Source organism: Paludibacterium purpuratum, from assembly GCF_004363805.1.
Lineage (GTDB): Bacteria > Pseudomonadota > Gammaproteobacteria > Burkholderiales > Chromobacteriaceae > Paludibacterium > Paludibacterium purpuratum.
Window position 1 is genome coordinate 21,834 of record NZ_SNZP01000012.1, and the last position, 25,486, is coordinate 47,319.

Here is a 25,486-nt window from a genome sequence, read left to right on the forward strand (position 1 = left end):
TCCCTGACATGCAGCCGTCCATCAAGCAGATTTCTTCTTCCCATAACGACACATTCAAGCAACTAGTCCGTTTGCTTGAGCAGGGTCGCGAGCGGCGCAAGCAGGGGCTCTTGGTGGTCGAGGGCATTCATGTGGCGCAAAGCGCGCTGGCCGCGGGTTTGGATTGTGGTCAGCTGTTCGTCAATCGACAGGCGCGCGACAAGGCGGAAGTGGCGGACTTGATCCGGGCGCTGCCCGCCGAGGCGTCGGTGTTCGAGCTGGATGAAGGGTTGTTTGCCCGGGTCAGCGCGCTGGCGACGGCGCCGGAGGTGCTGGCTGTTTGCCGGCGGCCCGCGCCGCAGCCGGCTCCGCCGGAGCAATCGCGTATTTTGCTGGAAGACATTCAAGACCCGGGCAATATGGGCACGATCCTGCGCTCTGCGGCGGCGGCCGGCGTGACGCAGGTGTATCTCAGCACCGGATGTGTCGATGTCTACGCCCCCAAGGTACTGCGCGCCGGTATGGGTGCGCATTTCCACTTGTCGTTGCATGAGCAGGCCGACTTGTCGCATGTGCTGGGCGATTTCAAGGGGGTGCGCTTGGTGACGAGCCTGACCGGCGACCGTTCGCTCTATCGGCAGGATTTGACGGGGCCGGTGGCCTTTGTCTTTGGCAACGAGGGCAGCGGCGTGTCGCCAGGCTTGCACGATGCCGCCGATGCGCGGGTGCGCATCCCGATGCCCGGCTACGCCGAGTCGTTGAATGTGGCGATGGCGGCCACCTTGTGCCTATTCGAACGGGTGCGTCAGCTAGAAGAAGTCTGAGCGCGCCAATCGCCGGCTGCGAGTCGATAGAGGACGTGGCGTGCCAGAGGGTGTTCCGGCGGCAATTGCGGGTGTAGAAAATCGCCGTCGATATCGCGCCGCATACCGATGGCCTGCATGACGGCTAGCGAACGCACATTGCCGGGCACAGTGAAGGCGACGATTTCAGCCAGTGCCAACTGTGTAAAACCTAATGCCAGCGCCGCTCGCGCCGCCTCGCGCGCGTAGCCCTGGCGCCAGTACGGTCGTGCCAGGCGCCAGCCGATTTCCACGCAGGGCGTGAAAGCGGCCTGCCACTGCGGCCGATTCAGGCCGCAAAAGCCGATGAACTCTCCGCTGTGCTTGCGCTCCAGTGCCCAGAAACCCCATCCCTGCTCGACAATGCGTTGCTGTAGCCGCTCGGCCAGCGCGTCGCTCTGTTGGGGGGCTAGCTTGGCAGGGAAATGGGCCATGACCAGCGCATCGCCGTTCAAGGCCCGAAAAGCCGCCAGGTCGCTCGATTGCCAGGCGCGCAGAATCAGGCGCGACGTTTCCGCATAGCGACGAGCAGAGGTGTGGAACACGGCAAGGATCTCCAGAACGGCACTGTGCCAGCATACGAAAGGGGGGCTGTTCTGGCAAATCCTCAAGCGTCTCGCAGGATGAGCGACAGCGAGCGCTTGCACAGCCCGGGCGGTAGGTTGTTCAGGAAGCCTTGCTCAATGGCTTTGTCGATCAGTTCGCTTTTGCTCAATGCGGCGAATTTCTCCTTGAGCATGCCTACATGCCACTCGACGGTGCGCGTGGAGATGCCGAGCGCGCGACCGATCAGCCGGGCGGAGCGCCCGCGTAGCAGCAAGAACAGAATCTCCTGCTGGCGCTGAGTGAGTTTGGGGCCATGGCCCGGGTGGCCGATGATGTAGCTGGTGCGGGAGGTGAGCAAGTTGTTGCCGCTCACGGGGCTATCGGCGATTTTCCCCAGCAGCACGCCGAGCTCCAAGAGTTCATGAGAGTCCAGCTCTTGCCCATGGCCAATGACGCCGATGATGTTTTGATCCTGATCGCGCAGCGGTGCCTTGCAAGTGAGTAGCGCACGCCACTGGTTGCCGCCGTAGCGATGGATATCCAGCATGCGCAATATCTGTCCGCTATGGATAACCTCGCGATCCTGCGCACGGAATAAATGCGCGCTTTCCGCCGCGCCGCAGGGTAGATCCAAGTCGGTTTGGCCGACGAATTCTTCTTTGTGTTGAAGTCCGAGCAGTTCCGCATCATGTTGATTGATGTAGAGGTAGGTGGACTGCACATCCTTGCAGTACCAAAAGCCGGGCAAGGTATCGACCAGATGTTTCAGTTGCGGGGTGATGGGCGAATCCATTCGACGTCTCCTTGGTTGGGCGGTGATGACCTGTGCGCACGCACGGGCATCGGGGTTCGATAAGGAGACGCGGCTCGAGGTTTGTCGGTCGAGTCGTGGTGAGGGGTGGGGCTCAGCCGATTCGGGGGTAGGAAGAATCGGCTGCTTTGAAAAATCAGGTCGGCAGGTGGGTTTTGCGCCAGTCGGCAATCAGCGCGATGCGGGCTTGGTCGATGATTTCGGGCAGGCGATGCTTGTCGGCGGTGCCGGCCGCCAATGCGCCGGCGTCAAGGGAGCGGGCGGCGGTCAGCATGGCGCGCAGCCAGTCGGCCTGTGGGTAGGGCTCCGATTCGTGCCCGGTGCGTCCGCGCGAATCGCAGAGGCAGGCATCGAGCATCTGCTGGAAGCGTTCGGGGCGGCGCATCGCATCGCAGTCCTTGAATAGTTTGAGCGTCGTGGCCGGGCGCAATTCGCCGGCGCAATGAACCTTGGTGTGTTGCAGGACGGTCATGCGCGCCAGATCGCGGCAGTCGGCCGGGACGCGCAAACGCTCGCACAATTCGATGAGCGGCGCTTCGCCACGGGGTTCGTGGCCGATGTGGCGCGGCAAAATGTCGGCCGGGGTCAATGCCTTGCCCAAGTCGTGGGCAAGCACGGCGAAGCGGGTGGCGAGCGGATGGCCGCAGGCCGCGGCATAATCGAGCGCCAGCATGACGTGCACGCCGGTATCGACCTCGGGGTGATAGTCGGCGCGTTGCGGCACGCCGAACAAGGCATCGATTTCCGGCAGAATGCGCGCTTGTGCGCCACAGGCGCGTAGCGTCAGGAAAAACCCCGACGGTTTCTCTTCCATCAGCGCGCGCGCCATCTCCTGCCAGACGCGCTCGGCGACCAGCGCGTCGACTTCGCCGTTGTCGGCCATGTCGCGCATCAGTTGCAAGGTCTCCGCTGCCAGCGTAAAGCCGAAACGAGCGGCAAAGCGGGCGACGCGCAGGATACGCACCGGATCCTCGGCAAAAGCCGGGCTGACGTGACGCAGGATGCCCGCGGCCAAGTCGGCTTGTCCGCCGAACGGGTCGACGATCCGTCCTTGTTCGTCCATGGCCATGGCATTGATGGTCAAGTCGCGCCGCGACAGATCCTGTTCCAGCGTGACATCCGGCGCGGCATGGAATGCGAAGCCGTGGTAACCGGGGGCGGTTTTGCGCTCGGTACGGGCGAGTGCGTACTCCTCATGGGTCTGCGGATGCAGGAAGACCGGGAAGTCTTTGCCGACCGGCTTGAAGCCGAGATCCTGCATGGCCTGCGGGGTGGCCCCGACCACCACCCAGTCGCGGTCGCCCGGCGTGCGGCCCAGTAGCGTATCGCGCACGGCGCCGCCGACGATGTAGGCGCGAATCGCCGATGGAAAGATCATGGTGCCATCTCGGTCGTTTGGCCGCCGCGCGCCGGGATGGTGCCCATGCGGGCTTTGAGCGACTGGTGGCCGTTGCCCATGGCGGTGCCGTAATAAGTGGCGTTGGTCATCACTTTTTGCACATAGTCGCGCGTCTCGCCGAAAGGAATGGTCTCGGCGTAGATCGTGCCCTCTATCGGCGCGCTGCCCTGCCAGGCACGGGCTCGGTTGGGGCCGGCGTTATAGCCGGCGGTGGCGAGCACGGGGTTGCCGGACAGCGAGGTCAGAATGTATTTCATATACCAGGTGCCGAGCTGGATGTTAGTGTCGATGTCGCCGACCGCCGGGGCGTTGCCCAGCCCCATTTTCTTGGCGACCCAGCGCGCGGTGTTTGGCATGAGCTGCATCAGGCCGGAGGCGCCGGCGCTGGAGCGCGCCACCGTGATGAAGCGGCTCTCCTGGCGGATGAGGCCGTAGACCCATGCGTCGTCGATGCCGATTTGCTTGGCGTAGCGCTGCGTGATTTCGCGATAGGGCGTCAGGTAGCGCAAGGAAAAATCGTGCTGAGTCTTGGTGCGTTCGGCGCTATAGATGGCCATGTCGTAGAAGCCGGCCTGGCGTGCGATTTCCGAGGCCGCCAAAAGTTGCATGTCGCTGCGGCCGCGCATGGCCCAGCGCCACTCCGCCTGGGCATCGGTGCGCAACTCTGGCTTTCTCGCGCTCTGGGCAATGTCGTGGAGCGCGAGCGCCCTTTCCACGGCCGGGTCGGCTTTCATGGTGGCGCTATCTTGATCGCTCGGCGTGACACGATCCGGCATCGCGGTGAGTGTGGTGCCCAATTCGTCCAGCGCCAGCAATCCATAGTAGCCGCGATCGAGGCTCGCTTTGACGAGCAGTAGATTGGCTTCGTTGACGTGGTTTTGTGCACGCAACGAGCGCGCCAGCCAATACTGCCAAGCGGGCTTGGCCGCCAGCGCGGCGGGCATGGCCTGTATCACCGACTGCACGGTGTCCCATTGCTCCTGCCGCAAGGCCGCGCGTGTCCACCATTCCCACTGGTCATTGTTCAGTTGCGCGCGATCGGCCTTGGCGAACCATTGCAGCGCATCGCCCATTTGCTGTTTGCGCGCCGCTAGCAAAGCCAATTGTCCCCAGCCGTAGCCCGAAGCGGATTTTCCGACCGTGGTTTCGACGCTTTGCAGGGTTTGCGCGGCTTGCGACAAATTGCTGCGCGCCTTCATTTCAACGGCATACAGCATGGCCTCTTGCCCCTGACGGGTATTCAGATCGGCGCGAGCCGGGCTGTTGAGGAGAGCCGGATTGAAGGTTAGGTCGTTGGCGGCCGCGAGCTGGCGCGCCTGAGTCGTGTAATTGCCGGCGAGCAACTGACGTAGCCGTTGCCACAACCAGTCGCGACTGATGATGCCGCGAGCCGCCGCCGCGTTGATCAAGGCGTTGCAACCATCGGGCAATGCGCGACCTTCGAGCAAGCGGTCGAGGTTGTCCGGCGCGCGTCCTTGGCGTAGCGATAACAGGTCGCCATAGCACTGGGTCTCTTCGTCGCGGCTCTCGGCCGGCAGTTTGCTCCATTCGCTTTCGAACGTCCCCCAGTTTTGACGCTTGGCCAATTTTTTCAGCCATTCGCGCCGAACTCGTTCATTCAGCAGGCTGGGCTCGCCTTGAGCAAGAAATTGTGTGACTTGCGCATCGTCGTCGCGATCGAGCGCCTTGAGCGTGAGCCAGTAGGCGGGATAGCGCCGCAAGGGGTCGGCTGGCATGCTGTCGGCGAGTTGCGCGAGTCGAGTGACGTCGTTGGCACGGTAGGCGTCAAGTGCCGCGATTAGGGTGTCCTGGGCGGATGCCCAAGCCAACGCCGGGGCGGAAAGCACCAGGGCGAGTACGGTAGGGCGAAAACAGCGGGTAAAAACAGTCATGCGTCTAGTAATCCTTGAGCGGAGGGAGGCGACTGCGCCGCTTTCCGAGGAGCGCGCCGCCTGCGTGATCGGCGTGGTTTTGCTCTTATTCTACTGGCTGCTTGCCGGCAAGGCAGCAAGTGCGCGGCCTTTATTATAAATATCTATCACGTGGCGCTTGGCGGTAATCGCCGGCAATTCGACTGGCAGACTAGCCAGGCCGCATGGCAGGCAACGGCGCCGTGGCAGTGTACGGCACTTGGCTGGGGAGGGTAGGTTGGCGCAGCAAGGTTGAATCGCTGCGCCTAGCGACCGTTAAGGAAGGGTGAAACGATGCGGTCGGGCGTTCGAGTTAGACGAATTCGACCGGGACAAAGAAGTTGCGACCCGTGCGCGATACCAGTACTTGCGGCTGGCCGGCGACGACGCTGCGAAAAGCGCGTGGCAGGCGGCGCCAGTCCAGGAACTTGATCTTGATGAGTTGCTCGTTTGTTTGCATCTTGTTCTCCTTGTTTTGTCCGCCATGGCCGATGCGGACGGGCAGGCTCCCAGGTCGTCGGCAAAGCCGGGGCTCCGCACTTACTCCACTTGATGGATGACGCGCGTCACCACGCCCCAGATGAAGAACGACGCCTCCTCTGGGACTTCGATCGGAGAAAAATCCGGATTTTCAGGCATGAGCCGAATGCCTGTGGATGTCTTTTCCAGTCGTTTGACCGTTAGCTCGCCGTTGAGTACCGCCACGACGATCTTGCCGTTACGCGGTTCGAGCGAGCTGTCGACCAGCAGCATATCGCCGTCGAGAATGGCCGCGTCGCGCATGGATTCGCCCTTGACGGTGACCATGAAGGTCGAGTCGGGTCGACGCACGAGCAAGGTGTTCAGGTCGACGTCGGCTTCGCGCAGATCGTCTGCCGGCACCGGTGCGCCCGCGGGTACGCGGCTGGCGAACAGCGGTAGCGATATCGCGGATAGCTGGTGGCCCAGCGTGCGAAAATCTTCCGCTTGGCTGTTTTGGACCGTGCGCAACGCACGGTAGTCTGCCAGCCATTGATCCAGCAGGGGCTTTAACGGCTCCGGTACGCGCATGGCGACCGTTTTGTCGGCGCCGAAGCGGGGTTTTCGGCCGGCACCTTCGCGTTTCCCACCTTGTGACATGAGCGCTCCTCAATGTTTTTTTGATTATGTACACAATCACAGGCAAGAACAAGTTTACTGCTTGCCATTGTTGCGTGCGTGCATCACTACTCGGGAATATTTATTTTTTTTCAATGGCTTGCTGGCGGGGCGGGGGTGGGGCGATTGACATGATCTGGCTGCGGCCTACAATCAGAACATTGCTGTCCCGCCCTGAGAGCCTGTCATGTCCGATGTCGCCCCTCTGCTGATCTGCCCCAAATGCTGTTCGCTGGACATCGAGGGCTCAGCCTCCCCCGATGAGCATGATGAGCTGCGTTGCCGCGACTGCGGTCATACCACGACCTACGCTGAAATGAACGCCGAGTTCAGAACGGCGCTTGACGATGCGGTGCGTCTGATCCATCTGCGCGTGGCGCGCAAATTCAAGCTGCCGGCATCGCCAGCCGCCTGATCGTCTGCCTCATTTTCCCTGCGACAGCGCCAGCTTCGCTCCTAGCAGAATGAATACGCTGCCGGCCAGGCGGTCCAGCCATTGGCCGATGCCGGGTTTTTTCTTCAGCGCTTGCCCCACCATCCCGGAAAAGTAACCGAGCACGCCGAACAGCACGGCTCCCTGCATGGCGAATAGCGTGCCAAGCACGGCGATTTGCAGGCCGACGTGCCCACGCTTCATGTCGACGAACTGCGGCAAAAAGGCCAGGAAGAACAGGACGACCTTGGGGTTGATGGCCGAGGCCAGTACGCCGCGGACCAAATATCGGCGCCAAGGTTGGGAGGGCGACGGGGCGCCGGACTCGAAGCGTGCGCCGCCGCTGCGCAGGGCCTGTACGCCGAGATAGATCAAATAGGCACCCCCGGCAAGCTTGAGCAGGGTGAAGGCAGTGGGGCTGGCGGCAATCAAGGCGCCGACACCCAGTGCCGCCAGCACCGTGTGGTTGAGGCAGCCCAGCGCACAGCCGAGGCCGAATAGCATGCCTGGCTTGCGCCCATTGGCAATGCCCAGACTCAATACCGCGAGGTTGTCGGGCCCTGGCGCCAGGGTAATGAGAACCGAAGTGGCCAGAAAGGCGAGCAGTTGGTCGAGGGTGACGGGCATTTGATCCTCCTGAAAGCAAACGACCAGTTTTTGCGACAAGGGCTACTGTTGGCAAGCCCGGTATCGGGGCGCGCATGTCCCCTGCCGGCTGATTCGTGTCGATTGTCGGACAATGCGGCATTTATTTGTGGTGTTTTGAAAAAAACATGGCATAAAGTTTCATGCTTTGGTATTTATATGCATACCTCATTGCTAAGATGGAGATAGGTCATATCGTGAACGCCTCCCCTCAAAGTCAATCATCGCCGTCCGCCGCTACGGGCGGGTCGGTCGCGCTATTTTTTATTCAGATCTTCGCCACACTCGGCTTTGCCGTGCTGTATTCCACACTGGTGCTGTATGCCACCAAACGGCTGGGTTTCAACGAAAGTAGCGCCAATGCCATGATGGGCGTGTTCGGCGCGTTCAATTACGGCTTGCACATGTTCGGCGGTTACCTCGGCGGGCGTTTTTTGAGCAACCGCAACCTGTTCATTTTGGGGATGGTGCTGCAGGTGTTCGGCTGCTATCTGATCGCCGAGATGGGTGTGCTCGGTTTGTATTGGGGCTTGGCGATGTTCTTGACCGGCAGCGGTCTGAACGTTACTTGTCTGAACATGATGCTGACCCAGCGCTTTGCGCCGGATGACGAGCGTCGCGAAAGCGCCTTTCTGTGGAATTACGCCGGCATGAACCTGGGCTTCTTCCTTGGTTTTACCGTTGCCGGTTATTACCAACTATCTGGCGACTATCATTCGCTATTCCTGTTCGCCACTATCGGCAACGTGTTGGCCATCCTGATTTCGCTGTTGTGCTGGCGCACCCTGGCGGACATCAGTACGCCGCTCAAGACGCATCGCGGTCGCCCGTTCTATCTACGCATGCTGGTCGGTCTATCGGTGCTGGTGCTGTTGGTGCCGGTGATCCGCGTATTGCTGACCCATACCGAACTGACCAGTTCGTCGGTGATTGTGCTAGGTCTGGTGGTGCTGGCTTGGTTGACGATGCTGACGTTGCGGCACCCGCATCGCGGCGAAAAGAAGCGCATGGCCGCTTATCTGATTCTGGCGCTGGGTTCCTTGGTGTTTTGGTCGTTGTATCAGTTGGCGCCGATGGGGCTGATGCTGTTCTCCGAACATAATATCAATCTGAACGTGTGGGGCTGGCAGGTGGCGCCGCAATGGATCCAGAACATCAATACCCTGGTGATCGTTGTGGGCGGCCCGTTGATGGCCTGGTTGTTCAATCGTATGCGTAGCCGCGGCCGCGCCATCGATATTCCGGCTCAGTTCGCCGCCTCCCTGTTCTGCATGGGGCTTGGGATGCTGGTGCTGCCGATCGGCATCTCGCTGGCGGGCGCCGATGGTCTGGTTGCCTTCAAGTGGATCGCGCTGAGCTATCTGCTTCAAAGTATCGGCGAATTGCTGATTTCGCCGATCGGCTACGCAATGATCGGCAAGCTGGCCCCCGCGCGCTATCAAGGGGTGATGATGGGTTGCTGGATGATGGTGACCGGTGTGGCTTCGGTGTTGGCCGGCTATATCTCCGGCCTGATGCCGCAAAACGTCGGTTCGACCCCGGTTGCGACCAACCCCGGTTTCAGTTCGGTCTTCAATCAACTCGGTTGGGGGTCGGTGGCGACGGGTGTCGTGCTGCTGCTGTTGATTCCCTTCTTGCGCAAGCTGATCGGCGAAGCGCAGCTCTCGGGAGAGCGACCGGCCGAAGGGTTGGCCCTCGCCGAACAGGCCGAGTAAGGAGTCACGAGGCCGCTGCCCCGAGGTTGGGGGGCGGCCTTGTTTCGTTCAGTCGTAAAAGCAGCGGGCACATACCTGGCGATAGATGCTCGACTCGATCTGTATTTGCTCGCCTTCGCGGATGCGCTCGCCTTGCGCGGTGGTGCGAATATTCATGGTCGCCTTCTTACCGCAGCGGCAGATGGTCTTGATCTCTTCGAGATGGTCGGCCAATACCAGGAGTGCGGCCGAGCCCGGGAAGGGCTCCCCCCTGAAGTCGGAGCGGATGCCGAAACACATGACGGGCACGTTGTGCAGGTGTGCGCAGCGATGCAACTGCCGAACTTGCGCGGGCGTGAGGAATTGCGCTTCGTCGATCAAGACGCAAGCCGCATCGGTCTGCTCGAGCAGCGCAAAGAAGTCGGTGCTTTCGTCGTAGGTCGGCACCTCGCGCTTGAGTCCGATGCGCGAGGAAATGACGCCGACGCCGTCTTGCATGTAGAGGCTGGATGTGAATAGGGCGACATCGCGGCCGTTTTCGTTGTAGTTATGGGCGACCTGCAATAGGTAAGTGGATTTGCCGGCATTCATCGCCGAATACCTAAAGTAAAGACTTGCCAACGACTTGCTCCTTGATGGGTTCGTGCTCGATGCGGCGCCATGGTAACAAAGCGCACGGCGCCAAACCAGTCGAACATTGGTGCGAACAGTGACAAGTCGGGCGCGCGACACTAGAATTTCAGGGTTTACTGAATATCCTCCAAGTGATTTTATATGCCGTCATTCGATATTGTTTCCGAAGTCAATCAAGTGGAAGTCCGCAACGCCGTGGATCAGTCCAATAAAGAGGTGTCCACCCGTTACGATTTCAAGGGCAGCGATGCGCGCATCGAGGTGAGTGAGAAGGTGCTGACGCTGTTCGCCGACGCTGAGTTTCAGCTAGACCAGGTCAAGGATATTTTGCTGGGCAAGCTGTCCAAGCGCGGCGTGGACGTGCGCTGCCTGGATCATGGCAAACTGGAAAAAGTCAGCGGCAATAAGGTCAAGCAGGCGATTACGGTGCGCGAGGGGATCGAGACCGAGCTATCGAAGAAGATTGTGCGCTTGATCAAGGACTCGAAGCTCAAGCTGCAAGCCAGTATTCAGGGCGAAGCGGTGCGCGTCAGCGGCGCCAAGCGCGATATCTTGCAGGAATGCATCGCGCTGATCCGCAAGGAAATCACCGATTTTCCGGTGCAGTTCAATAACTTCCGCGATTAAAACCCGGTTCGGCTGCAGGAGCGGCGTAGGATGCGTTCGCGCAGCAACGCATCAACCTCGGCTTGGCGGGTTGCCTTCGGCGAACCCGCCCTACAGTAACTCCTGCTCGCCGCGCAATTTCGGCAGCAACTGGTCGAGCGATATCTCCAATTCCTCCAAGTGGCGCGCGAGCGTGGCAATCAGCCATGCTTGCTGCGGATTGGTCGGTGTGGAGAGGGCCGGAATCCCTTTTGCGATCGGTAGATCGAAGCGTTGTGCAAGTCGGCCCAATACGTCGATCACCCTGATCTCATCTGCCTGCGTGCCGCCAATCTCCCGCGCCGGGTCGCCGGCTTCGCTGGCAAGAAATTCGATGGAAATCTGCACCCGGTGCAGCAGGCTGAGCGCGCCTTTGAGCTGCTTGGTCGTCAGGCCGGACTCCCGCGCCGCGGCGACGATCAGTTCGCGCATCTTGCCGTGCCGCTTGCTCAACCCCTCTGCCAGGGTGCTGTCGTACTGGCCGCGTGCCGCGAATTCCCGATATAGCCAATTCAATCCTTCCAGGCTTTCTTCCAACATGAAATACCAGTGGTCGCGTGCCCGTTCGGGAAACAGCATGCCGAACGCGATAGCCAGTACCACGCCGGCGTAGACGTTGACCATGCGCCACAATCCGATGTCGAAAGCGCTGTCGGTGGAAACGATGGCAAGCGTAATGCAGGTCAGTAGCGCAATGTAGCCGCCGCCGCGTACCGCCCAGTAGCCGCTGTAGCCGATGATGGCCAGAATGGCGAGCGCGGCCATCGTCGGGCTCTGGTGTGTCAGGAAGATCACCAAAAAGCCGCCGAGCGCGCCCAGCGTGGTGCCTAGAAAGCGCTGTTTGCCTTTTTCGACGATGCTGCCGGTGTGCGGCAGGCTGCCCATGACCACAGCCACGGTGACGGTCATCCATACGGCGTGAGGCTCGTTGATGAACTCGCCGATCCAGCGGGCGGCCAGAAAAGCGAGCGCTAAACGCAGGCCGTGAATGGTGGCCAGCTGACTGTAGCGGAAACGCGGGTGCATCCAGTGGCTGACGAGTCGGCGTAGCGTCATGACGTTGCGGCATCCTCGTGGCGGTGTTGCTCGACGACATGTTGGATCAGTGCCCAGGCGATGCTGGCGCGTAGCGGTAGCGTGGGTAGGGCATCGATATCGAACCAGCGGGCGTCTTCGATCTCGCCGGCTTGCGGCACGATTTCGCCATCGAGATAGTCTGCAACGAAAGCCAGCATCAGCGAGTGCGGAAATGGCCACGATTGCGAAGCGACATAACGCAGATTGGTGATGCGCACGCCGACTTCCTCCATGGTCTCCCGGTGCACGCATTGCTCCAGGGTTTCGCCGGGTTCGACGAAGCCGGCTAGCGCGCTATAGACGCCTGGGGCGAAATGCGGCGCGCGGGCGAGTAGCAATTGCCTGCCGCGCATTACAGCCACCATCATGGCCGGCGCCAGTCGAGGGTAGACGTGCGTGCCGCAACCCGGGCAACGCTTGCCGCTATCGTGATCGTTCTGCAATAACGGCGCGGCGCAAGCGCCGCAGTAGCGGTGTTCGCGTTCGAAGGTGAGTAGTTGGCGCGCGCGCGACAGCGCTTGCTGTTGCGCGACGTCGAGTTCGGCCAACAGCGGGCGCAATGCGCGCCATTCGCCGTTTGCCGGCGACGGGCCGATCAACTCGCCGCTGAAACAGTCGCGGCCATCGATGGCGCCGATGTGCCGACGATGCGTTAAGGTCAATCCCTCGGCCGAGGCGGGCAGCCTTCCGTCGACGGTGAGAACCTGCCCCTCGTGCCAGATGATCCATAGCGCCGCGCCGCCGACTTGCTGTTGTGTTCCGATTGTCAGGCCCACCGGGTTCTCCACGCCTTTGTTCAAGCGCCGATTCTAGCAAGCCCATCGTTTGGCCGATAGCTCTTAAGCGTCGTACATCCAGCGTTCGCTCTGATGGCGCACGGTGTCGGAGAGCGAGCCACTGGTGGCGTATTGCGCGCGCAGCCAGTCGCTGTCGTTGTGCCGTTTGGCGACCCGTTCGCGCAGTTGCAATCGACAATCGTCCAGGTCCAGCGCGTGAGCGCTGTCGCTCAGGCGGTCCAGTGTGCCGAGCAGATCTTCCAATAGGCTGATGCGCTCGTGCCCGCAGCCCGGGATGATGTCGCCGGCGAGGCCGAAGCGGCAGGCCTGGAAGCGGTTGTAGGTGTAAGGCAGGTAAAGCGCCGGTTCGATGCGGTTCCAGCCGGTTTCCAAGCAGTGGTGCGCCAGCATGCGCGCATACCCCGCCAAGAGCGGCGCGAGCCCGAGGGTGAGCGGGGTGTCGCAGATGCGGATCTCAACCGTGCCGAATTCGGGCTTCGGGCGAATGTCCCAGTAGAAGTCCTTCATGCTGGCGACGATGCCCAGTGCGTGCATTTGGCCGAAGTAGTGATTGAATGCCTCCCAGTTGCGCACTTGGGGCATGCAACCCGATAGCGGAAAGGCATTGACGTTCGATAGGCGCGAGGTCTGGAACAACGTGTCGGCCCCCTGGTAGAACGGCGAAGAGGCCGATAGGGCGATAAAGTGCGGAATATAGCGCGACAGGAAATGCGTCAGACGCACCGCGCTGTCGCCATCCGGACAGCCAACGTGGATGTGCTGGCCGAATACGGTGAATTGCTTGGCCAGGTAGCCGTACAATTCGGAAACCAGCTGGTAGCGCTCTTTGGGGTAGATGCGCTGTTCGCCCCAGCGTTGGAAGGGGTGGGCGCCGCCGCCGGCCAGTCCCAGGTTCAGTTTTTCGGCGCATTGGTTGAGTAGGGCGCGAATTTCGCCCAGTTCGTGGCGCATGGTGGACAGATCTTCGTGGATGCCGGTGGCGATCTCGATCATGCCTTGGGTGATTTCCGGCTTGATGTCGTAGCCGTGGCGGTGGCGTGCAAGCAGCGATAGTAGGTCGTCGGATCCGCGGGTGAGGTTGTAGTCGTGTCGATTGACGATCATCAGCTCTAGTTCGACACCGAGAGTCAGCGGCTTGCTGTTTTTGAATTCAAGCATCGAGGGCTCCTTGTCCGTTTAGGTGTGCGGGCGAGTTTCGCCGGCCAACTTCAGTGCGAGCTGAGTCAGCGGCGGGCCGATGAGCTCGGTCAGACATAGCGTGGCAATGGCCAGCGGTAGAATGGCGGAGGCCGAAGCCGGCAGTAGGGCGGGCGAAGTGAGCAGAGCGAGATTGGCCGTGCCGGACATCGGCATCAGTGCCAGCCCCATCAGCGCGCCGCAGCGCCTGGCGAGGCCATTGGCGTGCGCCATCAGCGCGCCGGTCAGAATGTGCAAGGCGCTGCGCACGCAGACAAACAAAAGCGCCAGCGGCAGGTGGTCGCCCAAGACGCGCAGATCGAGCCGGGAGCCGGCGATGACGAACAGTGCGGCGAAGAACACCACGCTGTAGCGCATCACCCAGGGGCTGCCGACGGCATAACCCGACGGCATGTTTCGGGTTGAGAGGCCGAAGATCAGCAAAGCCAGCGCAGGTAGCATATGCAGTGCGCTGGATAGGCCGACGGTCAGCGCAATGAGCGCGAACAGCAGGACTTCCTGGGCTTCGCGGTATTGGGCGCCGATCCAGCGGTTGGCGTTGATGGCGACTAGACCGGCCATGAGTCCGATGCCGGCCGAGCCGAGGAAGGTCCAGCTTGGTTGCAGTAGCCAGCTTTCCAACGCCAGCCCGCCGTTTTGACGGCTCCAGCCAAGCGTCAGACAATACCCTGTCAATGCGAGCAGATTGCCGATGCCGGCGTAAGTCACCAGCCGTTCGCTGACCTGTCCTTCGGCGCGGGTTTCGCGCAATACCTCCAGTAGGGCGGCCGGCGAACAGGAGAGCGCCAGTATCGCCAATACGGCCGCGGTCTCCTGATGGACGCCGAATAGCGATAGTGTTAGGTAGAGCGCCAAAAAGCAGACGGCGCCACCGCCCAATGCCGTGACAAGCAAGGCGCGTTCGTGCCGCAGCCAGCGTAGGTCGATGCGGCGCCCCATCTCGAACAGTGCAATGCCGAGCGCGAGTTGGACGAATATGTCGGAAGTGTCGATCAACGGTTGGCTGATCAAGCCGAGCCCGTGCGGGCCGATAATCAAACCGGTCACGATATAGCCGGTCAGTGTTGGAATGGCGCTGCTCTTGCGCGCGATCTGCCCGCCGAGGATGCCTAGCGCCAGGATGATGCCCAATGCGGTCAGTGGGTTAAGTAAGGAAGTCGAAGCGAAGGGGAGAGTCATAGGTTCTCCTTTTCTTGTTGGCGTAAACTACTGGGACATATATGCGTTCGGTTAAGTTCATGTGGTTGTTCTACTGTCCCGGCGCCGACGGCGTTGTGCCGTCGCGCTCGTCTGGCGCGGAGCCGGTATGTTGATTGTTTTGTTGGCATGGCTGTATGTGGTTGTGCTTTTTGCCGTGGCGCAATCTTCCGTTGCGTCGGCGCTATCAGTGTTGGTGTTTCTCGGTGCCCTGCCTATCTGGCTAATGGGACGGGTGTTGCGGCGTCGGCGCAGGTTGCGGCTGGCGCGCGCGGAAAATCGAAGCAAAACTTGAGTTTGTCTTGTGCGGGATGATAAAATCCCGCGTCCCCCATTTCCGGGGGTAATAACGCACATCCGCGCTAAAGGGTGCCCTGCTTCGGCTGGGGTTGTCTGCACGGATGGAGGCCTAACCCTTTAAGGAGTTTTTGTATGTCCACCAACGTTACCATGCGTCAAATGCTGGAAGCCGGCGTTCACTTCGGTCACCAGACCCGTTTCTGGAACCCGAAGATGTCGCAGTTCATCTTTGGCAGCCGCAACAAGATTCACATCATCAACCTGGAAAAGACGCTGCCGCTGTTCGTGGAAGCCCAGGAGTATGTGCGTCGTCTGGCTGGCAACAAGGGAACCGTACTGTTTGTCGGCACCAAGCGTCAGGCGCGTGAGATCGTGCGTGAAGAAGCGACCCGTTGCGGTATGCCGTTCGTCGATCATCGCTGGCTCGGCGGTATGCTGACCAACTACAAGACCGTCAAGCAATCCATCAAGCGTCTGGAAGACAAGCGCGCCGTGCTCGAAAACGCCGGCGAAACCGGTTACAACAAGAAGGAACTGTTGGAACTGGAACGTGAAGTCGCCAAGCTGGAGCGCTCGCTCGGCGGTATCAAGGATATGAAGGGTCTGCCGGACGCCATTTTCGTCATCGACACCGGTTATCAGAAGGGTGCGATCGTCGAAGCCAAGAAGCTGGGTGTCCCGGTTATTGGTGTTGTCGATACCAACAACTCGCCGGAAGGCATCGACTACGTCGTTCCGGGTAACGACGACTCCAGCCGCGCCATCCGCCTGTACGCTCGCGGCATCGCCGACGCGGTACTGGAAGGTCGTGCTCAGTCGATCCAGGAAATCGTTGCTGCCGAACCGGCAGCGGCCGAATAAGGTCGAGGCAGAAAGGGGCGTCAGCCCCTTTTTTTGACCCGAGCAATACGCATACGGATTAATTTAAGGAGTTCCTAGCATGGCGGAAATTACCGCAAAAATGGTCGCCGACCTCCGCGCCTCGACCGGCATGGGTATGATGGAGTGCAAGAAGGCACTGGTTGAAGCCGAGGGCGATCTGAAGCGCGCCGAAGAAATCCTGCGCATCAAGTCTGGCGGCAAGGCAGCCAAATTGGCTGGCCGCACCGCCGCCGAAGGCGTGATCGCTACCGCCACCGAAGGTGCCGTCGGCGCCATGGTCGAAATCAACTGCGAAACCGACTTCGTTGCCAAGGATGAAACCTTCCTGGCGTTTGCCAAGGCTGCAGCCGAAGCCGTCGTCAAGGCCAATCCGGCCGACGTCGAGGCGCTGGGCGCCGTTGTCGTGGGCGGCCAGTCGGTCGAAGAAATCCGCAAGGCGGCTATCGCCAAGCTGGGCGAGAATATGTCGGTGCGTCGTTTCGTTCGTTACGAAACCGCTGGCAAGATCGCCACCTATCTGCACGGCAGCAAGATCGGCGTCATCGTCGACTTCACCGGCGAAGAACAGCTCGGCCGTGACGTTGCCATGCACGTCGCCGCTTCCAAGCCGATCTGCGTTTCCAAGGATCAGGTTCCGGCCGAAACCCTGGAAACCGAACGCCGCATCTACACCGAGCAGGCTGCGCAAAGCGGCAAGCCGGCCGATATCGTCGCCAAGATGGTCGAAGGTCGCGTGACCAAGTACCTGGCCGAAGTGACCTTGATGGGCCAGCCGTTCGTCAAGGATCCGGATCTGACCGTCGAGAAGCTGTTGGCCCAAAAGGGCGCCAGCGTAAAGGCGTTCGCCATGTTCGTGGTTGGCGAAGGCATCGAGAAGAAGGTCGTGGATTACGCCGCCGAAGTGGCCGCCGCCGCCAAGATCTGATTTTCCTTTGCAAGTAGTGGCACAACGACGGCACCCTGTATCAGGGTGCCGTTTTGTCAGGCGCGCCTGACAGTACGTATCTGATTAAAAACCATTTCGAGGTCTCCGCGATGAGCCAAGTACCCGCCTTCAAACGCATTCTGTTGAAACTTTCCGGTGAGGCCCTGATGGGTGATGACAGCTACGGCATCAACCGGGCCACGATCGACCAGATCGTGCAGCAAATCAAGGAGGTGGCCGACCTGGGGGTACAGATTGGCGTCGTTATCGGCGGCGGCAATATTTTCCGCGGCGTGGCGCCGGCCGCGGCCGGCATGGATCGCGCGACGGCCGACTATATGGGCATGATGGCCACGGTAATGAACGCGTTGGCGCTCAAGGATGCCATGACCCGCGCAGGCCTGGTGGCGCGCGTGCAATCTGCGCTGACCATGCAGCAAATCGCCGAGCCCTATGTGCGCGGCAAGGCGATGCAATACCTCGAAGAGGGCAAGATAGTCATCTTCGCCGCCGGTACCGGTAACCCGTTCTTCACCACCGATACCGCCGCCGCGTTGCGAGGCATGGAAATGAACGTCGACATCATGTTGAAGGCAACCAAGGTGGATGGCGTCTATACCGACGATCCGAAAAAGAACCCCGAAGCGACCCGCTACAGTTCGTTGACCTTCGATGAGGCAATTTCCCGCAATCTCAAGGTGATGGATGCGACCGCTTTTGCGCTGTGCCGCGATCAACACCTGGATATCAAGGTATTTAGCATCTTCAAACCGAGCGCGCTCAAGCGCGTGGTGCTTGGCGAAGATGAAGGCACGCTGGTACACTGCCAAGCCTGAATATGATGATCGGGCGGAAGCGGCGAGCTGCCGCTTCCGCCTTGTTGTTTTTTTCCAGTTTCACTGTTGGAGTCAGCATGATTAACGAAGTCAAGAAATCGGCCGAGCAGAAGATGCAAAAATCTCTCGAAGCCTTCAAACACGATTTGGCCAAGGTGCGTACCGGCCGTGCGCATACCGGCATTCTTGATCACGTCATGGTGGATTATTACGGCACCGACACGCCAATCAACCAGGTAGCTAACGTAACGCTGATCGACGCCCGAACCATCGGTGTGCAGGCATGGGAAAAGAGCATGCTCGCCAAGGTGGAAAAAGCGATTCGCGATTCCGACCTGGGCTTGAATCCGGCCGCCATGGGCGACATCATCCGCGTGCCGATGCCGATGTTGACCGAGGAGCGTCGCCGCGATCTGATCAAGGTGGTTCGCGCCGAGGCCGAAAACGCCCGCGTCGCGGTGCGTAACGTGCGCCGCGATGCCAATAACGAATTCAAGACCCTGCTCAAAGACAAGGAAATCACCGAAGACGATGAGCGTCGCGGCCAGGACGATATCCAAAAACTCACCGACAAGTTCGTTGCCGAGATCGATAAGGCACTGTCGGTCAAGGAATCCGAGTTGATGGCGGTATAAGCGTGGCTCTGTTCGGAAGTTCGACTCAGGCGGTGCCGCCGGTAGCTGCCGTGCCCCGTCACGTCGCCATCATCATGGATGGCAACGGACGCTGGGCCAAGAAACGCCTATTGCCCCGTGTGGCCGGCCACAAGCGCGGCCTCGATGCGGCGCGCAATGTCGTCACCGCCTGCCGTAAGCTGGGTGTCGAATACCTGACCCTATTCGCCTTTTCGACCGAAAATTGGCGCCGCCCTCAGGACGAAGTGTCGTTTCTGATGGAGTTGTTTCTGCGCGCGTTGGAAAGCGAAGTCGGCCGGCTGCTGGAGAACAATATCCGGCTGCGCGTGGTGGGCAACCGTGAGCGCTTTGCGCCGTCCTTGGTCGAGCGTATCGCGGCGGCGGAAGCCCGTACCGCCGGCAATAGCGGGCTCGTGCTAACCATTGCCGCCGACTACGGCGGCCGCTGGGACGTGCTGCAGGCCGTCAATACGCTGCTGGCGGAGGGGGCGACGCAAATCGACGAGGCGGCACTTTCCGAGCGTTTGACCATGGCGTACGCCCCCGAGCCGGATCTCTTCATTCGCACGGGCGGCGAAGAGCGAATCAGTAATTTCCTGATCTGGCAATTGGCCTATTCGGAGTTGTATTTCACCGACGAGCTCTGGCCCGACTTCGATGCCGATTCGCTGGATAGGGCCATTGCTTCCTATCGCGAACGCGAGCGCCGCTTCGGCCGCACGAGCGAGCAGCTGCCTGAAGCGCAGCGGCGGGGCTGATCATGCTGAGAACCCGGATTCTGACCGCCCTGGTATTGCTGCCGCTGATGCTGGCGGCGCTATTCTTGTTCCCCACGCCGGCCTGGGCGGTATTTTCCGCACTGGTATGCGGCTTGGCATTGTGGGAATTTGCGCGCATGGTCGGTTTTTCGCCCTTGCGCAACGCCCTCTACCTGTTGGTGAGCGCACTCATGGCGGCCGGACTCTGGTGGCGTGGCGGCGTGACGTTCTTGCCATTGCATGCGTTGGCGTTGGCCTTTTGGCTGCTGATGGTGCCTCTCTGGCTCAAGCGGCGTTGGCGGGCGCCATCCGGCGTGGCCGCAGCAATTTTGGGTTGGCTGCTGATGTTCCCCGCCTGGTTTGCCATGCTGGATTGGCGCAAGGTGGCGGATGCTGCGCATGCGCGGCAATTGCTGGCCATCATGGCGCTGGTCTGGGTGGCGGACGTTGCCGCCTACTTCGCCGGCAAGGCGTTCGGCAAGCGCAAACTGGCGCCGGCCATCAGTCCCGGCAAAAGCTGGGAAGGCGTGCTGGGCGCGCTGATCGCGGTGGCGTTGTATGCGCTGTGGGTTAGCCATATGGGCTGGATGATGCTGCCGCTCGCCGCATGGCAATGGCTGTTGCTGGCGCTGCCGCTGACCATGGTCAGCGTCGGTGGCGATCTGCTTGAATCCTGGTTCAAGCGCTGTGCGGGCATGAAGGATAGCAGTGCTTTGTTACCGGGGCACGGCGGCGTCTACGATCGCATCGACAGCCTGATCGCGGTTTTGGCGGTCAGCAATGCCTTGCGGGCGCTGGCCGGCTGGTAACTGCTCCGCCTTAGGGTCTTTCGCCGCGCGCCCAGCGTGCGGCGCAACGTTGATTCCCGAGTAAAGTCATGAAACCTCAAGGTATTGCCGTACTGGGCGCGACCGGCAGCATCGGCATCAATACGCTCGATGTGCTGGCGCGTCATCCCGATCATTACCGTGTCGAAGTCCTGACGGGCAATCGTCAGGTTGCGCGCATGCTGGCGCAATGTCTGCAGCACAAGCCCCGTGTGGTCGTCATGGCCGACGAGACGGCCGCCGGCGATTTGCGCCGAGCGCTGGCCGAGCAGGCTTTGTCGCACATCCAGGTTTGGCACGGTGCCGAGGCCTTGGTCGAAGCGGTGCGCTTGGCCGAGGTCGAAACGGTGATGGCGGCAATTGTCGGCGTAGCCGGGTTGCCGTCCGCCATGGCGGCCGCGCAGGCCGGCAAGCGGGTCTTGCTGGCTAATAAGGAAGCGCTGGTAGTGGCCGGACGGCTATTCATGCAGGCCGTGGCGGCCGCTGGGGCCACGCTGCTGCCGGTCGACAGCGAACACAGTGCGATCTTCCAATCGCTGCCGGCCGATTGGTGCGGCGACCTGGATGCCGCCGGGGTCGACAAGATTATCTTGACCGCGTCCGGCGGGCCGTTCCGTACCCGCGCCGCGGGCACCTTCGACGACATTACGCCGCAGGACGCCTGCAACCACCCCAATTGGGACATGGGCCGAAAAATTTCGGTGGACTCCGCCACGCTGATGAATAAGGGCCTGGAGGTCATTGAAGCGCACTGGCTGTTCAACGCGCCGGCGGATCGTATCGAGGTGGTGGTTCATCCGCAAAGCGTCATTCATTCCATGGTGCAGTACCGCGACGGCTCGGTAATCGCTCAGCTTGGGTCGCCGGACATGCGTACGCCGATCGCCTGTGCGCTGGCCTGGCCCGAGCGCATTGTGGCCGGCGTGCCACCGCTGGATCTGTGTTCGCTATCTGCGCTAACCTTCGAAGCGCCCGACCTCGCGCGCTTTCCGAGTCTCGGGCTGGCCTTTGCCGCGCTTTCTGCCGGCGGCGATGCGCCGGCGGTGCTCAATGCGGCGAACGAAGCGGCCGTGGCGGCGTTCCTGGCGGGAAAAATTCGCTTTACCGACATTTCGGCGCTGGTCGACGCCGCGTTGTCGCGCATGGATCTGAGCGCCAGCGATTCGCTCGACGGACTGCTAGCTAAAGACCGGGCTACGCGCGACTATCTTTCGACCCGGATTGGAGTCTGATGTTTACCCTCATTGCTTTCCTGGTGGCGATTGGCGCCCTGGTCACGTTCCACGAATTGGGCCACTACACGGTCGCCAAGCTGTGCGGTGTCAAGGTGCTACGCTTTTCGATCGGTTTCGGCCGGCCGCTAGTGGCCTGGCGCATGTTCGATACCGAATGGGCGTTGTGCCCGATCCCGCTCGGCGGTTATGTGCGCATGCTCGACGAGCGCGAAGCGCCGGTGAGCGATGACGAACGGCCTCATAGCTTCAATGCCCAGCCGGTGCTCAAGCGCATGGCGATTGTCGCCGCCGGCCCGCTGGCCAATTTGCTGCTCGCCTTCCTGCTGTACTGGGTGGTGATGGCGCACGGTGTCGTGCAATGGCGCCCCTGGGTCGGCACGGTGGTCGACAACACCCCGGCGGCAAGCGCCGGTTTTCGTGCGGGCGATCGTGTCGTGGCGATCGGCGATCGCGCGGTGGCCAACTGGCAGGAAATGCGCCTGGCGCTCTTGGATGGGCTGGCCGGCCGCACGCAACCGCTCGACATCCGCGTCATGACCGAGGCGGGCCCGGCGGTGCGTCACCTTGACGTGGCACGCTTCTCGCAGTCGAATGCTCAGGCTTTCGAGTCCGGCGATATCGGCATCATGCCAGTGCGCTATTTGCCCGAAGTCGGCGCATTGGAGCAGGATGGCGTGGCGATGCGCGCCGGGCTGCGTCCCGGGGATCGTATGTTGTCGGCCGATGGCCGTACTTTGCCCGATTGGCAGTCCTGGGTGGCGGTGATTCGCGACAACCCCGGCCGTGCGCTGTCGGTGAACATACTGCGAGAGGGTAAGCCGATGACGATTGTGCTGCGCCCAGCCTCGGTGGATAGCGGGGAAGGGTTTGTCGGTCACGTCGGCATCAGCCCTCGAACCGACGATAGCTGGCGTGCCGCGCTGCAGTTCAGCCAACGCTTCGACTTGCCGCATTCGGCGCAGGCGGCCTGGAACAAGACCTTCGATACCAGCTGGATGAGCCTGAAATTCCTGGGCCGCATGCTGGTTGGCTCTGCTTCGACCGACAATATCAGCGGCCCGCTGGTCATCGCCAGCGTCGCGGGCCAGAGCGCGCGCGAGGGGCTGATTGCTTATCTGGAGTTTTTGGCGCTGATCAGCGTGAGTATCGGAATACTCAATTTGCTTCCGATACCGGTTCTGGATGGCGGGCACTTAATGTATTATACGGCGGAGCTTGTCAGGGGGAGGCCGCTGAGCGAGCGAGTGCAGCTCATCGGACAGCGGGTTGGTTTTGCGCTGCTGTTCGGACTCATGGCCTTTGCAATGCTAAACGATATCAGCCGCCTTTTTGGGGGTTAACAAAGATCCTATGAAATTGAAACTCGTCGCGGCGGCCGTGCTGGGGCTGTCCTCTGCTGCCTGGGCTGTCGATCCGTTTGTCGTCAAGGATATCAAGGTCGAAGGTTTGCAACGTACCGAGGCCGGTACGGTTTTCAACTATCTGCCGATCAAGGTTGGCGATACCTTCAACGACCAAAAGGCGGGCGATGCGATCAAGGCGCTGTTCGCCACTGGCTTCTTCAATGACGTACGGATCGAATCGTCCGAAGGGGTGGTGATCGTCGAAGTGGCGGAACGTCCGGTGATTTCGCAACTGACGATTTCCGGCGCCAAGGAGTTCGATAAGGATCAGTTGAAGAAAGCGCTGAAGGAGAACGGCCTCGCCGAGTCGCGCGTTTTCGATCAGGCACTGCTCGACGGCGCTGTGCAGGAACTCAAGCGGCAGTATTACAGCCGCGGCAAATATTCGGTTGAAATCAACCCTCACATTACCAAGCTCGACCGCAACCGCGTGTCGATCTCGCTCGACATCACCGAAGGCATTACCGCCAAAATTCGCGAAATCCGCATCGTCGGCAACCAGGCGTTCGATACCTCGACACTACTCGACCAATTCGCCCAGACCACCGGGAGCTGGACGTCCTGGATCAGCCACGACGACCAGTACTCCAAGCAGAAGCTGACCGGCGACTTGGAAAAGCTGCGTGCCTTCTATCAAAACCAGGGCTATCTCGAATTCAACATCGACTCGACCCAGGTGTCGATCTCGGCCGACAAGGAGTCGGTCTATTTGACCATCAACCTTACCGAGGGCCAGCGTTATACCCTCGGCGACCTGAAGCTCGGCGGCGACCTCAAGGTGCCCGAGGCCGACTTGCGCTCGCTGTTGCTCGTCAAACGCGGCGATGTCTTCAGCCGGGAAAAGGTCAACGAATCGGTCACGGCGTTGACCGACCGGCTGGGCAAGGAGGGTTATGCCTTCGCCAACGTCAACGTGGTGCCGGATCTCGACCGCGAACACAATATCGCCAATCTGATGTTCTTCGTCGATCCGGGCCGCCGCACCTACGTGCGCCGCGTGAACATCAGCGGCAATACCAAGACGCGCGATGAAGTGATCCGCCGCGAAATGCGCCAATTGGAAGGCAGCTACTACAACAGCGCCAACATCAAACGCAGCAAGGAACGGATCGACCTGCTCGGCTATTTCGAGGATATCAACATCGAAACGCCGGCAGTGGGCGACGCGCCGGATCAGGTCGACGTCAATGTCAGCCTTAAAGAGCGCTCGACCGGTAGCATCAGCGCAGCGGTCGGCTTCGTACAAGGCGAGGGCCTGCAATTGTCGGCCGGGATCTCGCAAAGCAACGTATTCGGTTCCGGCAAGACGGCCGCGCTGAACGTATCGACCGGCAAGGTCAACAAAGTGCTGTCGCTGTCGTTTACCGACCCGTACTACACGGCGGACGGCGTCAGCCTGGGCTACAACGTCTATCATCGTAGCTACAACCCGGACACCATCGACCTGTCCGAGTACAAGACCACCAGTACCGGCGCCAGCGTGACCGCCGGGGTGCCGATTAGCGAGCGAGACCGGGTGAATTTCACCTTGGGCCTCGATCGAACCAACATCACCACCTTCGACAATAGCCCGCAGCAGTACCTGGACTACGTCAGCAAGCATGGCAGCAACAGCACAACGCTCAGCGCCGGCGTGAGCTGGGGGCGCGATACGCGCGATAGCGCCTTGTGGCCGACTCGCGGTTACACCACCGGCATTTCCTTCGATGCCGGTTTGCCGGGCGGCAACGTCAACTATTACCGCCTGGGGCATAACGAGTCGTGGTTCTTCCCGCTCTCCAAGACCTATACATTGATGGTGGGTGGCGAGGTTGGCGCGATCAACGGTTACGGCAAGACATCCACCGTACCGTTCTTCGACAACTACTACCTGGGTGGCATCGGTTCGGTGCGCGGCTTTGAAAGCGGCAGCATGGGGCCGCGGGATGCAAACAACTACGCCTTGGGCGGCACGCGCAAGATGGTGCTGAACACCGAGCTGCTGTTCCCGTTCCCGGGGATGCGCGATAACAAGTCGGTGCGCATGAGCCTGTTCGCCGATGCCGGCACGCTGTGGGACGACAAGACGCCGGGCTCGTCGGCGAACCAGGCCTTCCGCTATTCGGGCGGCCTAGCCTTTACCTGGTTGTCGCCTGTCGGGCCGATGAAGTTCAGCTATGCGGTACCGATGCACAAGCAGGATGGCGATAAGATCCAGCGCCTGCAGTTCCAGCTTGGGACCGTGTTCTAAACGGAGGAGTTTCTGTGAAGCCGAACAAATGGTTTGGGCTGGCCGCCGGGATGCTTTTGGCCTGGCAGTGTCAAGCCGACGATTTCAAGCTGGGTTACGTCAATATCGAACGCGTCTACCGCGAAGCTACTCCGGCACTGGCCATCATGAAACGGCTGGACCAGGAGTTCGGGCCCCGCCGCGAAGAGCTCAAGGGCTTGCAGGCCAAGGGAAAAAAGCTGGAAGCCCAGTTGGTCAAGCCCGATTTGCCCGATAGCGAACGCAAGAGCGATCAGCGCGAGCTGGATGCGGTCATCCGCGACTACAATGCCAAATCGGCCTCGTTGAGCGAAGATTTCAACCAGCGCCGGGCGGAAGAGTTCGCCGCCTTCCTGCAACGTGCCAATCAGGCGGTGCGCGATATTGCCGAGAAGGGGCACTACGACCTGATCTTGCAGGATTCGGTGTATGTCAGTCCGAAGTACGATCTGACCGACACCTTGCTCAAGGCGCTCGATCAATAACCCTATTACA

Annotated in this window: 27 protein-coding genes; 15 read left to right on the forward strand and 12 right to left on the reverse strand. The window is 60.9% G+C overall.

All coding sequences use genetic code 11. The features are described from left to right. The first annotated feature begins 8 nt into the window (after positions 1-8). Entirely contained in the window at positions 9-803 is a 795-nt protein-coding gene (locus tag DFP86_RS14315; protein ID WP_133682419.1) for a TrmH family RNA methyltransferase, read from the forward strand. Here DFP86_RS14315 and DFP86_RS14320 read toward each other — a convergent pair. From DFP86_RS14320 to DFP86_RS14340, 6 genes are all read right to left on the reverse strand, one after another. Next, positions 785-1,366: a GNAT family N-acetyltransferase gene (locus DFP86_RS14320; protein ID WP_133682420.1), complete on the reverse strand. Its 582-nt coding sequence runs from the start codon at positions 1,364-1,366 to the stop codon at positions 785-787. The genes DFP86_RS14315 and DFP86_RS14320 overlap by 19 nt on opposite strands. A 62-nt stretch (positions 1,367-1,428) precedes the next feature. Next, positions 1,429-2,160, reverse strand: a complete 732-nt coding sequence (locus tag DFP86_RS14325; RefSeq protein ID WP_133682422.1) for a helix-turn-helix transcriptional regulator — start codon at positions 2,158-2,160, stop codon at positions 1,429-1,431. Positions 2,161-2,314: 154 nt separating this feature from the next. Then, the gene (locus tag DFP86_RS14330; RefSeq protein ID WP_133682647.1) at positions 2,315-3,538 is read right to left on the reverse strand and encodes a multifunctional CCA addition/repair protein; all 1,224 of its coding nucleotides are present in this window, start codon (positions 3,536-3,538) and stop codon (positions 2,315-2,317) included. Between the two features lie 14 nt (positions 3,539-3,552). Continuing rightward, positions 3,553-5,469, reverse strand: a complete 1,917-nt coding sequence (locus tag DFP86_RS14335) for a lytic transglycosylase domain-containing protein (protein WP_133682424.1) — start codon at positions 5,467-5,469, stop codon at positions 3,553-3,555. A 331-nt stretch (positions 5,470-5,800) separates the two neighbouring features. After that, positions 5,801-5,947 carry a hypothetical protein gene (locus DFP86_RS19360; protein WP_166642281.1) on the reverse strand — a complete coding sequence of 49 codons (147 nt, stop codon included), beginning with the start codon at positions 5,945-5,947 and terminating at the stop codon, positions 5,801-5,803. 80 nt (positions 5,948-6,027) lie between these two features. Then, entirely contained in the window at positions 6,028-6,606 is a 579-nt protein-coding gene (locus DFP86_RS14340; RefSeq protein ID WP_133682426.1) for a LexA family protein, read from the reverse strand. Between the two features lie 205 nt (positions 6,607-6,811). Between DFP86_RS14340 and DFP86_RS14345 the strand changes: the two genes are divergently transcribed. After that, positions 6,812-7,039, forward strand: a complete 228-nt coding sequence (locus DFP86_RS14345; RefSeq protein WP_133682428.1) for a hypothetical protein — start codon at positions 6,812-6,814, stop codon at positions 7,037-7,039. Positions 7,040-7,048: 9 nt separating this feature from the next. Here the strand turns inward: DFP86_RS14345 and DFP86_RS14350 are convergent, their stop codons facing one another. Then, the gene (locus tag DFP86_RS14350; RefSeq protein ID WP_133682430.1) at positions 7,049-7,684 is read right to left on the reverse strand and encodes a LysE family translocator; all 636 of its coding nucleotides are present in this window, start codon (positions 7,682-7,684) and stop codon (positions 7,049-7,051) included. A 215-nt stretch (positions 7,685-7,899) separates the two neighbouring features. Here DFP86_RS14350 and DFP86_RS14355 point away from each other — a divergent pair, with 215 nt between their 5' ends. Next, a complete protein-coding gene (locus tag DFP86_RS14355) occupies positions 7,900-9,417 on the forward strand; it encodes a peptide MFS transporter (RefSeq protein WP_208108349.1) in 1,518 nt (505 codons plus the stop codon). 48 nt (positions 9,418-9,465) lie between these two features. Here the strand turns inward: DFP86_RS14355 and DFP86_RS14360 are convergent, their stop codons facing one another. Then, a complete protein-coding gene (locus DFP86_RS14360; RefSeq protein ID WP_133682434.1) occupies positions 9,466-10,017 on the reverse strand; it encodes a thymidine kinase in 552 nt (183 codons plus the stop codon). 153 nt (positions 10,018-10,170) lie between these two features. On the opposite strand from DFP86_RS14360, the gene DFP86_RS14365 reads away from it, so the two are divergent. Further along, positions 10,171-10,656, forward strand: coding sequence for a YajQ family cyclic di-GMP-binding protein (locus DFP86_RS14365; protein WP_133682436.1), 486 nt, complete (start codon positions 10,171-10,173; stop codon positions 10,654-10,656). A gap of 90 nt (positions 10,657-10,746) precedes the next feature. Here DFP86_RS14365 and DFP86_RS14370 read toward each other — a convergent pair whose 3' ends face one another. From DFP86_RS14370 to DFP86_RS14385, 4 genes are all read right to left on the reverse strand, one after another. Further along, complete coding sequence (locus DFP86_RS14370; protein WP_133682439.1) at positions 10,747-11,730, reverse strand: FUSC family protein; 984 nt, start codon at positions 11,728-11,730, stop codon at positions 10,747-10,749. Continuing rightward, positions 11,727-12,527, reverse strand: a complete 801-nt coding sequence (gene nudC, locus DFP86_RS14375) for an NAD(+) diphosphatase (protein WP_133682441.1) — start codon at positions 12,525-12,527, stop codon at positions 11,727-11,729. Before nudC ends, DFP86_RS14370 begins: the two co-directional genes overlap by 4 nt. Positions 12,528-12,590: 63 nt before the next feature. Beyond that, on the reverse strand, positions 12,591-13,706 hold the full coding sequence (locus DFP86_RS14380; protein ID WP_133682442.1) for a YbdK family carboxylate-amine ligase: 1,116 nt from the start codon (positions 13,704-13,706) through the stop codon (positions 12,591-12,593). 18 nt (positions 13,707-13,724) lie between these two features. Then, a complete protein-coding gene (locus tag DFP86_RS14385; RefSeq protein ID WP_133682444.1) occupies positions 13,725-14,924 on the reverse strand; it encodes a cation:proton antiporter in 1,200 nt (399 codons plus the stop codon). A 127-nt stretch (positions 14,925-15,051) separates the two neighbouring features. Here DFP86_RS14385 and DFP86_RS14390 point away from each other — a divergent pair, with 127 nt between their 5' ends. The 11 genes from DFP86_RS14390 (at position 15,052) to DFP86_RS14440 (ending at position 25,476) form a co-directional block, all read left to right on the forward strand. Beyond that, a complete protein-coding gene (locus DFP86_RS14390) occupies positions 15,052-15,237 on the forward strand; it encodes a hypothetical protein (RefSeq protein WP_133682447.1) in 186 nt (61 codons plus the stop codon). A 137-nt stretch (positions 15,238-15,374) separates the two neighbouring features. Then, positions 15,375-16,103 (forward strand): 30S ribosomal protein S2, encoded by a 729-nt coding sequence (gene rpsB / locus DFP86_RS14395; protein ID WP_133682449.1) that lies wholly within the window; start codon positions 15,375-15,377, stop codon positions 16,101-16,103. A gap of 79 nt (positions 16,104-16,182) precedes the next feature. Further along, positions 16,183-17,049, forward strand: a complete 867-nt coding sequence (gene tsf, locus DFP86_RS14400; protein WP_133682451.1) for a translation elongation factor Ts — start codon at positions 16,183-16,185, stop codon at positions 17,047-17,049. A gap of 110 nt (positions 17,050-17,159) precedes the next feature. After that, entirely contained in the window at positions 17,160-17,885 is a 726-nt protein-coding gene (gene pyrH, locus DFP86_RS14405) for a UMP kinase (RefSeq protein ID WP_133682453.1), read from the forward strand. 77 nt (positions 17,886-17,962) lie between these two features. Beyond that, the gene (gene frr, locus DFP86_RS14410; protein WP_133682455.1) at positions 17,963-18,520 is read left to right on the forward strand and encodes a ribosome recycling factor; all 558 of its coding nucleotides are present in this window, start codon (positions 17,963-17,965) and stop codon (positions 18,518-18,520) included. Positions 18,521-18,528: 8 nt separating this feature from the next. Further along, positions 18,529-19,278: an isoprenyl transferase gene (locus DFP86_RS14415; RefSeq protein WP_133682649.1), complete on the forward strand. Its 750-nt coding sequence runs from the start codon at positions 18,529-18,531 to the stop codon at positions 19,276-19,278. A gap of 2 nt (positions 19,279-19,280) precedes the next feature. After that, a complete protein-coding gene (locus DFP86_RS14420) occupies positions 19,281-20,087 on the forward strand; it encodes a phosphatidate cytidylyltransferase (RefSeq protein ID WP_133682457.1) in 807 nt (268 codons plus the stop codon). A 68-nt stretch (positions 20,088-20,155) separates the two neighbouring features. Continuing rightward, positions 20,156-21,337 (forward strand): 1-deoxy-D-xylulose-5-phosphate reductoisomerase, encoded by a 1,182-nt coding sequence (gene ispC, locus DFP86_RS14425; RefSeq protein WP_133682459.1) that lies wholly within the window; start codon positions 20,156-20,158, stop codon positions 21,335-21,337. Further along, on the forward strand, positions 21,337-22,680 hold the full coding sequence (rseP, locus tag DFP86_RS14430; protein ID WP_133682461.1) for an RIP metalloprotease RseP: 1,344 nt from the start codon (positions 21,337-21,339) through the stop codon (positions 22,678-22,680). Before ispC ends, rseP begins: the two co-directional genes overlap by 1 nt. 10 nt (positions 22,681-22,690) lie before the next feature. Further along, positions 22,691-24,973: an outer membrane protein assembly factor BamA gene (gene bamA, locus DFP86_RS14435; protein WP_133682463.1), complete on the forward strand. Its 2,283-nt coding sequence runs from the start codon at positions 22,691-22,693 to the stop codon at positions 24,971-24,973. A 14-nt stretch (positions 24,974-24,987) separates the two neighbouring features. Then, positions 24,988-25,476: an OmpH/Skp family outer membrane protein gene (locus tag DFP86_RS14440; RefSeq protein ID WP_243729409.1), complete on the forward strand. Its 489-nt coding sequence runs from the start codon at positions 24,988-24,990 to the stop codon at positions 25,474-25,476. Positions 25,477-25,486: the final 10 nt, after the last annotated feature.

Bases quoted from the DNA above. Each gene is read 5' to 3' on its own strand.
- DFP86_RS14380 (WP_133682442.1), bottom strand. From the start codon at position 13,706: ATGCTTGAATTCAAAAACAGCAAGCCGCTGACTCTCGGTGTCGAACTA.
- DFP86_RS19360 (WP_166642281.1), bottom strand. From the start codon at position 5,947: ATGCAAACAAACGAGCAACTCATCAAGATCAAGTTCCTGGACTGGCGC.
- rseP (WP_133682461.1), top strand. From the start codon at position 21,337: ATGTTTACCCTCATTGCTTTCCTGGTGGCGATTGGCGCCCTGGTCACG.
- DFP86_RS14385 (WP_133682444.1), bottom strand. From the start codon at position 14,924: ATGACTCTCCCCTTCGCTTCGACTTCCTTACTTAACCCACTGACCGCA.
- DFP86_RS14370 (WP_133682439.1), bottom strand. From the start codon at position 11,730: ATGACGCTACGCCGACTCGTCAGCCACTGGATGCACCCGCGTTTCCGC.
- rpsB (WP_133682449.1), top strand. From the start codon at position 15,375: ATGTCCACCAACGTTACCATGCGTCAAATGCTGGAAGCCGGCGTTCAC.
- DFP86_RS14340 (WP_133682426.1), bottom strand. From the start codon at position 6,606: ATGTCACAAGGTGGGAAACGCGAAGGTGCCGGCCGAAAACCCCGCTTC.
- ispC (WP_133682459.1), top strand. From the start codon at position 20,156: ATGAAACCTCAAGGTATTGCCGTACTGGGCGCGACCGGCAGCATCGGC.
- DFP86_RS14420 (WP_133682457.1), top strand. From the start codon at position 19,281: ATGCTGAGAACCCGGATTCTGACCGCCCTGGTATTGCTGCCGCTGATG.
- DFP86_RS14350 (WP_133682430.1), bottom strand. From the start codon at position 7,684: ATGCCCGTCACCCTCGACCAACTGCTCGCCTTTCTGGCCACTTCGGTT.
- pyrH (WP_133682453.1), top strand. From the start codon at position 17,160: ATGAGCCAAGTACCCGCCTTCAAACGCATTCTGTTGAAACTTTCCGGT.
- DFP86_RS14325 (WP_133682422.1), bottom strand. From the start codon at position 2,160: ATGGATTCGCCCATCACCCCGCAACTGAAACATCTGGTCGATACCTTG.
- tsf (WP_133682451.1), top strand. From the start codon at position 16,183: ATGGCGGAAATTACCGCAAAAATGGTCGCCGACCTCCGCGCCTCGACC.
- DFP86_RS14315 (WP_133682419.1), top strand. From the start codon at position 9: ATGCAGCCGTCCATCAAGCAGATTTCTTCTTCCCATAACGACACATTC.
- bamA (WP_133682463.1), top strand. From the start codon at position 22,691: ATGAAATTGAAACTCGTCGCGGCGGCCGTGCTGGGGCTGTCCTCTGCT.
- DFP86_RS14365 (WP_133682436.1), top strand. From the start codon at position 10,171: ATGCCGTCATTCGATATTGTTTCCGAAGTCAATCAAGTGGAAGTCCGC.
- DFP86_RS14335 (WP_133682424.1), bottom strand. From the start codon at position 5,469: ATGACTGTTTTTACCCGCTGTTTTCGCCCTACCGTACTCGCCCTGGTG.
- DFP86_RS14390 (WP_133682447.1), top strand. From the start codon at position 15,052: ATGTTGATTGTTTTGTTGGCATGGCTGTATGTGGTTGTGCTTTTTGCC.
- frr (WP_133682455.1), top strand. From the start codon at position 17,963: ATGATTAACGAAGTCAAGAAATCGGCCGAGCAGAAGATGCAAAAATCT.
- DFP86_RS14345 (WP_133682428.1), top strand. From the start codon at position 6,812: ATGTCCGATGTCGCCCCTCTGCTGATCTGCCCCAAATGCTGTTCGCTG.